Source organism: Falsihalocynthiibacter sp. S25ZX9 (genome assembly GCF_041205405.1).
GTDB lineage: Bacteria > Pseudomonadota > Alphaproteobacteria > Rhodobacterales > Rhodobacteraceae > Falsihalocynthiibacter > Falsihalocynthiibacter arcticus.
This window is the reverse complement of the sequence record NZ_JBGFCD010000037.1, coordinates 1-8,224: the sequence shown is the minus strand read 5'-3', so window position 1 is coordinate 8,224 and position 8,224 is coordinate 1. Positions and strand designations below refer to the sequence as shown.

Below are 8,224 nucleotides of genomic sequence, written 5' to 3'. Positions count from 1 at the left end.
TAATGGCTCTAGAAGGAGAGCCTGTGAAACCTATTCTTCAATCAGTTCACCTTCAGAATCTTCTGACCAATACTTTGTTGCACCGTCCCACCAATCGCTGGCTGTCATAGTAGTTGCATCCATTGCCGCACCGGCACCGTCCTTGGTGGCCGACCACGCGCTTCCGGTTCCTGCGATAGTCGAATTCCAGGCACCGGTCCAATCGACATCTGGGAACTCATAGTTTTGAATTTCTTCAAGTGAAGGTGTGGCATTCTTGGCTGCTTCCCAAGCCAGCTCAGGGGACGCCTTGGTGGATTCCCAAAGCTCTCCAGCGGTGGGGACCTTCATCGAACAGACAGTTGTTTGGTTATCACCGTTTTCCATCTCTGGATTGAACGACCGCTTCAGTTCGTTCATGTCCTTGATTGTATCACAGAGGTCTTTCAGCTCCATCGATGTTACCCCAACAATGACAGCAGTTCCAATGTAAGGAATGGCCTCTCCTGCCATGGAACCAATTGAGCGGCTTGAAGTTTTCACAGCTCGCTTCGATATACTATCTGCAGTCAACTCAACAGCCTGATTTTTAGCCATTTTTTTACCACGGTAAGTAACCACATCCGCACCAACGTCGGTCAACTGATTACGAGCCGCCTTCGACGCGATACGTTCCGAGGCCAAGTCCCCTGACAAATCGGCGACCTCACTCTTCAATTTCCGTCGAGCGGTTTTCTCAGCCGCTAGATCGCCAGTAAGATCAGTCACCTCTCCTTTAAGCGACCTAGATACTTTCTTTTCCGCAACTAGGTTGTCCGAAATGTCGGCGACCTCTCCAGTTAGCTCACGTTTTAGCTTTCTTTCATTGGCTAAATCGCCACTAAGGTCGGCTATTTCATCAGCATGTTGAGCAGCTACAGTTCGCACCCCGGTTGCAGCACCGAAAGCCGAGGACGCCATCTTGTACAAGGATCCCCCTACAAACATCGCCACATTTAGTGTCAGGGAAAGAAGCAAGAATAGGATGAAAACTAACTTCCAAATAAATTTAGCACTCTTCACGTTACGCCTCCAAAAGGTACAATAAAATCATATGTATAGGAGGTTTTGTAGATCCTGACGGGACCCATAGCAATGCTAATTAATCCGCACTTGACGGAAGCTGACAACAAAACCGAGAAACCTCAAGCATCTATACAAAGGAAACTTCAATGGAGATGTATAGATGTTCACCACCTTCACGCTGCTGTTTGCAGCTGGGGTCGGCCTCCGGCTGGCCTTATCATACGCGCTTAAGAGGCGTTTCAACCTACAGCTAGCAGTACCACAAACCCTAGCTGTCCTATTGGTCGTCCTGACCTTGATACCGTCGTGGGCTTCGGCAGTATCGCTCCCTGTGCCCTTCAGCTTCGTCCTTGGAGCAATCCTGCCTGATCTCATTTTCAGGAGGGGCTAGGCATGGACACTCACAATCTCAAAGAAGACGATGTTGTTGTCATCTGCGCGGGTGACGACTGGCCTGAGCACCTTTTCAAGGTATGGGAAGTTTGTGACGACTTCATCACTGGCTATGCGACCTCTGGACCACTGAACGGTGTCTACGGTGAACCTGATTTTGACCTGATCCTACGCGTCCACAGCCGCTCGCAGGGCTGACCAACCAAACCCTCACATTACTAGACCTAAAAAAGGAGAGGACCTATGTCTTCTACTACAATTCGCTATGCCTACCTCAAGGGTCAGACATGGCTATATCGCCGTAACTACCCGAAAGAAGTGGCTGCACTGCTGGGTCAGCAAGCCCTCAAGCAATCCCTCAAAACCAGTGATGCCAAGGTGGCCCGCCAAAGAGCTGTTGAAGTCAACACCCGCTACGAAGACACAGTGGGGCAAATCCTGACAGGAACGGCCTCTCTGCCACAGAGTGTTAAAAATCAGACTGATGGATGGGCTACCCAATCTGAAGTCGCGCTTGCATGGCTCCGTGCCACTCTGCAGCACTCTGACCCGGCTAGGTATCAGGTGGAGGTTCAGCCATCACAAACAGTACAGGCAGCAACCAGAAGCTATCTCATGGCACGACAGCATGAGCTCCGACCCGGTGGGTTTAAGAGCGTCAGGTACTCAGTAGAGCTGTTCCAGTCGAAGTTTGCTGATCTTACTTTACCTGAGCTTGGGCGGGATGAAGGCAGGGAGTTCCTGTCCCTCATCTCTCAGTTAAGTCCCTTTGTTGGTAAGTCACAAACTACCCGTGGCTTATCTCTTGATGCTGCTGTGGTTTGGTCACGATCTGCAACCAGTAGGCGTATCGCGGGTCGTACACAGCGCCGCATCTGGTCACAGGTGAAGCACTGGCTTGATTGGTGCGTCTATGAGGGGGAGATTGAGGCCAACCCTTTCACGTCAGTCCGGTTTGAAGCCAAGGTGCGTCATCATCCCTATGCCGTCCCGACAAATGAGGAGGTAGAGGTGATCCTCAAGGACGGTGACCAGCATATCGGTCAGGTTCTGCTTGTTTGCCTTTTGTCGGGTATGCGGGCTGGTGAAGCTGTCGGGCTGTTACGGGAAGACCTCGTCAAGAAGGGCAACTTGGGTCGTTTCTTCCATGTACGTCCTAATGACTTGCGGTTGCTCAAGACCGATGCAGCTGAGAGGCAGGTCCCAGTGCATTCCTCTCTAGAAACCCTGCTGGATCAGCTTCCTTCTACTGGCCCTTTGTTCCCTGATTTATCAGTTAGGGAAGTGACCAAGCGTTTCGCGTTACTGCGTAAGCGGCTGGACATTGAGAGGCCTGGCTTGGTTTTCCACTCCACCCGTAAGTGGTTCATCACCCAATGTGAGCGAACTGGTGTCCCTGAACACTTCACCGCATCCCTTGTTGGGCATAAGTCAGCCCGGTCTGAAAATGGTATCACTTACAGCATCTACTCAGCCGGGATCAGCGATGAGCAGAAGCGTGGCATCATCGATCAGATCAGGTTGCCAAGTTGACGGTCCTCGTATCGTTCTGAGGCCAAGAGCTTGGCTTCTCCGGCACAAAGCTAGTGTCACTGGTTGGCTAATTATACCGTGAAACAGAGCTACTTTTAAACTCAATCCCCGTCCGGGCATCTTCATTGGTGACCGGTCGGGACCAGGCTTTCAACCCTGAAAACATCAATCTCCTTGTGATTGAGTATCGTTTTTTTACAGCACGTTACAACTAACCGACCCTTATAGAATTAATGAATAGCGAAATTGCATCTCGAAACCGATCGAGAGCAGCATTTCCCGTTCCTTCATTCTCATCCCAGAAACCCAATTAACTCGATGGTCGAGACGAAAGTCATCGCAGCCACAAGGAATTTATTATGCACAACCTAAACAATGAACAACAGAACGTGAAGCAAGCCATCATGGACCTACAACCTGGAGACCGGCTGGTGGTCTCAGGCCGAGCAGGCTCGGGAAAAACGTATACAATCGCAAACTCAGTTTCCAATCTCAAGGCGCTGTTCCTTGCTCCAACTCATCCTGCGCGCTCTGTCTTGGAGCAAGAAGTATCGAGCAAAGACAACAAAGTCATGACGATCCACAGTGCAATCGGTTGGTACCGCTATAGAGACGAGGAGCTAAACATGGTCGATGGATATCTTCCGGCTAAAAAAGCCAGAAATCGCCTGATGCACTCTACCGACAACAAAGCAGGCTCATTTGCTGACGTGGACATCATCATCGTTGATGAGTTCTCGATGGTAGGGTCCTTCCTGTTCGGTGCCATCGAGGAATACGCCGATGAGTTCGATCTACCTGTGGTCTACAGCGGCGATCGCTTCCAACTCCCGCCGGTATTGGATCGCGAAGTCATCATGGATCAGGGGTTTAAGACCATCACGTTGGACGGTAGCATGCGATTTTCGCGTGATAGCGAAATCTTCCAGTTCGGGGAAACGCTCCGTGAAATGATTGAATATCGCCCGAACGATGAGATGCCCTGCATTTATGGTGGTTCTATCGTACAGGTGGTCACTGGAAATCAGTGGATGGGTACTCTGACACACGCCTATGCCAACTGCGAAGATCTTCTTGCTGTGACCTCGGACAATAAGACCCTGAAACGCTTGCGTGGGAAGGTCAGACAGTTCGACCATGATCGGCTTACCGGGGGCGACCTCGTCATCAGTAAGCAAACGGATGAGCTATTCCGCAACGGGGAGCAATTTACGATCAGCCGTATTGAACCTAGTACTCGCGTGCTTCAGGACGTTCCCGGTTGTATCAGCAACTCAGGGGAACTAACCACCCACGGCTTTAAAGTCACATTCCTCGAAACCACTCGGACGGCCTTCACCATGGAGGACGAGCGGGAAGCTGATAAACTCTCTCAGCGCATTTGTCGTCTCCATCGAAAGGGAACGCTCAATCACACAGAGGCTGCTCGGATTCTGGATTGGCTTGACCAGTTTAATAGCTTCGAACTTTCGGCGTTGGCTACTGTTCACAAGAGCCAAGGGCGCTCTGTGGATACTGTGTTCATCGATACCAGCACGGTGTTCAAGCGGCCCGTTTGGCTTTCCCCCGAAATGCACAAGCGATTGCTCTACACTGCGGTTACTCGGGCCCGCGAACAGGTCGTGTTCTATGAAATGGCTGGCTGTTGTGAAGGTGTGAATCCTAAGAGCAAAAAAACAATGAATTGCGAACTGGTGTAGAGTAGGCGTTCAATTTCGGTGACACCAGGGGGTGTTACCATTTTGAGCTAATTCTAACGAGGTCCGCTTCCGGCCCTTTGCTGCCTTTCATCCGAGGGCGCAACGCTGCAGTGCGGCTTACGCATTGCTGACATTCACGAACTGCGCAACATTTCGACCGTAGCAATGATTGGAGTGCTGACAGAGTTAGCCACCGCCTGCGGTTGGCTGAAAGCACATATTTGCGGTCTGATCAGCATGAAGAATTAATTTGTGGATGTTGCGATGGGCTTCACCGAACTCTATTGATGAAGCCCAACATTCGGTTTCGAAAGCAATCTAGTGCCTTAAGTCACTTTTTCATTTCGCGGGTTTGAATACTGCGAACTGGACGTCTTCGCAGGGTTCATTCGGCCATTCGTCTGCACATCCGCCAGATAATGAATTTACCATTGCGTCTGTGCTGCCTGGGATCGCCGCAGCGTGGTCCCTGAGAACTATGTGCACTTCAGCTGCATTCGCATCGACCAATCCGCCACCAAAGACAGCTTCCGACATATCTCCAACCACAAGACCACCTAAGAACTGTGCGGAACCTTCGACGTCAATTATCAACCCACCAGCGCGATGAACAGATATATTCGAAGCCTCAATTCCATCCATATTCATCGGCGGTGAGCCATCTGCGTTCGAGATGAACGCACCATCACCGTCGAGATTGAAGATGTCATTTTCGCCGCATTCTCCGTCGGAACAGTTTTCTGAATTATTAAACACAACAAACCACGCTGTTACCGCGTGCCCAGGTGTTAATCCGACGGTGTCAACCGTAATATGAACTCCCCCGTCCAACCTGCCAAGGGTAGCGTTTGTTCCTTCAATCACCGACGCGTCGGCAAAATTATGCATTGGCGAAACCTGATTCGACTCACCGGCCACCACAGAAACACTTGAAAACAAGCTTAACGTCAAACCCACCGATACTGCTGTCAGCGATTTTACTATGTTCATAGCGTAGTCCCTCCTGAAAAATTAAAATGTTAAGGAACTGCTCGATTGAAGACTGGTAGCAGATTTCATCATTTTTTGCAAATTGCAACAATAAGACATATGGACACCTCCGAAAACCGTTTGTCGAAAACTCAGCCTTCGGTGGGTCTCAGAGGGATGCGGCAGCTGGGCGGCATTTTGCCCCGATTTGCTCCATTCTCTCATTTGTGGCATGATCTATTTGGACAAGCCGTCCCTAAATCCATGGCGGAAATATCCATCGACCGAGGCAGAATAAACGACCGAGGCAGAACATTACCAAAAAGAACAGTTTATAGTTGCTTCCGGCCCAATGCGGGCCTTGGCGCTACGCGCAGCGAAGGTCAGCTATGGTCCCCTTTTGGGGAGGCCAGTGGTTTTTTTGTTCCACGTCATTGTACCCCCAGCAGATGAAAGAAATTTTCTACATAATTTGAACCTCTGGAACAACCGTCCTTTCGGATCTACAATGTTAGAAATAGTCAAAGGTGGGATTGAAAATGTCGATTGGAAAACCTCTAGCCAGTATGTTGCTTGCCTTGAGTACAGTGCTGCCATCATCAGTTGTTGCCCAACAAACAAGCGGCCCTGATTTTTCGGTTCCGCAAAGCGAAGTTTTTGAGAAGGCAAAGAATTACTCGCCTTTCGTAAACTTCGAGGCACCTAATCGTGTCTTCTGGGGGGATTCCCATCTGCACACTTCGTATTCTTGGGACGCTGGATTGGTCGGCAATACCTTGGGTCCCGACGAGGCGTATCGCTTTGCGAAGGGTCAGCAGGTCACGGCCAGCTCTGGGCAGCCGGTTAAATTGGTCAGGCCTCTGGACTGGCTCGTGGTGGCAGATCACGCAGAGAGCCTTGGTGTTGCGGTGCTTATTGAGCGTTCAGATCCTGCCATCTTAAAAAGTGAGGTCGGACGCACGACGCACGACCTGTACAAAGAAGGCAAGATCTACGAAGCCTTTGAAAATTGGGGAACGGAAGTGATCGTAGGCGGGAATGATCCGCTCAACGATCCTGCGCTGACGCGCACTGTCTGGGAAGAAATCGTAGATCATGCAGAAAACCACAATACTCCCGGACAGTTTACTGCCTTTATCGGCTACGAATGGTCATCAGCGCCAGGCGGCAATAACCTGCACCGCGTTGTCATAATGCGGGATGGTGCCGCGGAGGCGAAAAGAGTCCTGCCGTTCGCTGCCTATGAGTCCGACGACCCCGAGAAACTGTGGGACTGGATGGAAAACTATGAGCAAAAAACCGGTGGGCAAATCCTCGCGATCCCCCACAACGGGAACATCTCAAATGGTGTGATGTTCTCAGTCGAGACCCAGTCTGGAGAGCCAATAGACCAAGACTACGCCGAGCGTCGCGCCAAGTGGGAACCTCTCTATGAGGTTACTCAAATGAAAGGTGATGGAGAGTCGCATCCGTTCCTTTCACCGAACGACGAGTTCGCCAATTATGAAAATTGGGATCGCGGAAATTGGGCCGGTGAGCCAAAAACACCTGAAATGCTGCCACATGAATATGCCCGGGGTGGATTGAAGCTCGGCCTCCAAATGGAAGAAGTTCTCGGCATCAACCCATTCAAGTTTGGAATGATCGGTGGAACCGATTCACACACCTCGTTGTCCACCAGCCGAGAAGACAACTATTTCGGAAAAGTGTCGCTCATGGAACCCGGTCTCGACCGGTTCGAAGGAGAGATCGTGCCCGATCCGCAGAATGCGGGCACAGGTACATATGAATTTGAGACCATCGCATCGGGGCTTCAGGGTGTCTGGGCCAAGGAAAATACCCGCGAGTCGCTGTGGGATGCGATGAAACGCAAAGAAACATATGCAACGACGGGTAGCCGTATGACGGTCCGGGTGTTCGGCGGCTGGGAGTATGATGCCGACGATGTGCAAAAGCCAGATTTTGCCAAGACAGGTTATCTGGGAGGAGTCCCGATGGGCGGTGATCTACAAAACGCGCCTGACGGTATAGCTCCTAAACTGATGATCCGCACACTGCGGGATCCTGATGGAGCGAACTTGGACCGTGTTCAAGTCATCAAGGGTTGGCTCGATTCAAACGGCCATGCGCATGAGCTTGTCTATGATGTCATTTGCTCTGATGACCGAAAGATCATTGACGCCCGATGTGAGCGAGCCGTTGGCAATACCGTCAATATTGAAGAGGCCACATACACAAATAGTATTGGCGATTCACTATTAATGGCATTCTGGGAAGACCCCGACTTTGATCCATCCCTGCGTGCCTTCTATTATGTGCGGGTTCTGGAAATTCCGACACCACGCTGGACAACTCACGATGCTGCTTTCTACGGTGGTGATTTGCCTGAAGGCGTGCCGCCAGCACAGCAGGATCGCGCATACACATCACCGATCTGGTACACGCCATAGCAGACCTTGGTGCACACCGCAGCGAAAGTCCGTTGTCCGCCCATAGTGGCTAATGCTGCACTTGAACAAGAGTCTGGTCACCCCACCACGAAGATCGCCCTAAGAGCCCCCTTTTTTTTGCTCCTGTACTAAGGC

6 protein-coding genes are annotated in these 8,224 nt (G+C 51.0%); 4 read left to right on the top strand and 2 right to left on the bottom strand.

Features of this window, described 5'->3' with window-relative positions:
- Positions 1–30 precede the first annotated feature (30 nt).
- Positions 31–1,041, bottom strand: a complete 1,011-nt coding sequence (locus tag AB9F29_RS20900; protein WP_369757123.1) for a hypothetical protein — start codon at positions 1,039–1,041, stop codon at positions 31–33.
- A gap of 396 nt (positions 1,042–1,437) precedes the next feature.
- Here AB9F29_RS20900 and AB9F29_RS20895 point away from each other — a divergent pair, with 396 nt between their 5' ends.
- The 3 genes from AB9F29_RS20895 to AB9F29_RS20885 all read left to right on the top strand — a co-directional run bounded on the left by AB9F29_RS20895 (position 1,438) and on the right by AB9F29_RS20885 (position 4,670).
- Positions 1,438–1,635 carry a hypothetical protein gene (locus AB9F29_RS20895; RefSeq protein WP_369757122.1) on the top strand — a complete coding sequence of 66 codons (198 nt, stop codon included), beginning with the start codon at positions 1,438–1,440 and terminating at the stop codon, positions 1,633–1,635.
- A gap of 45 nt (positions 1,636–1,680) precedes the next feature.
- Positions 1,681–2,970, top strand: coding sequence for a DUF6538 domain-containing protein (locus AB9F29_RS20890; protein ID WP_369757121.1), 1,290 nt, complete (start codon positions 1,681–1,683; stop codon positions 2,968–2,970).
- 359 nt (positions 2,971–3,329) lie between these two features.
- Positions 3,330–4,670 (top strand): AAA family ATPase, encoded by a 1,341-nt coding sequence (locus tag AB9F29_RS20885; protein ID WP_369757120.1) that lies wholly within the window; start codon positions 3,330–3,332, stop codon positions 4,668–4,670.
- 339 nt (positions 4,671–5,009) lie between these two features.
- On the opposite strand, the gene AB9F29_RS20880 is transcribed toward AB9F29_RS20885, so the two are convergent.
- The gene (locus AB9F29_RS20880; RefSeq protein ID WP_369757119.1) at positions 5,010–5,660 is read right to left on the bottom strand and encodes a hypothetical protein; all 651 of its coding nucleotides are present in this window, start codon (positions 5,658–5,660) and stop codon (positions 5,010–5,012) included.
- A 518-nt stretch (positions 5,661–6,178) separates the two neighbouring features.
- On the opposite strand from AB9F29_RS20880, the gene AB9F29_RS20875 reads away from it, so the two are divergent.
- Positions 6,179–8,089 (top strand): DUF3604 domain-containing protein, encoded by a 1,911-nt coding sequence (locus tag AB9F29_RS20875; RefSeq protein ID WP_369757118.1) that lies wholly within the window; start codon positions 6,179–6,181, stop codon positions 8,087–8,089.
- Positions 8,090–8,224: the final 135 nt, after the last annotated feature.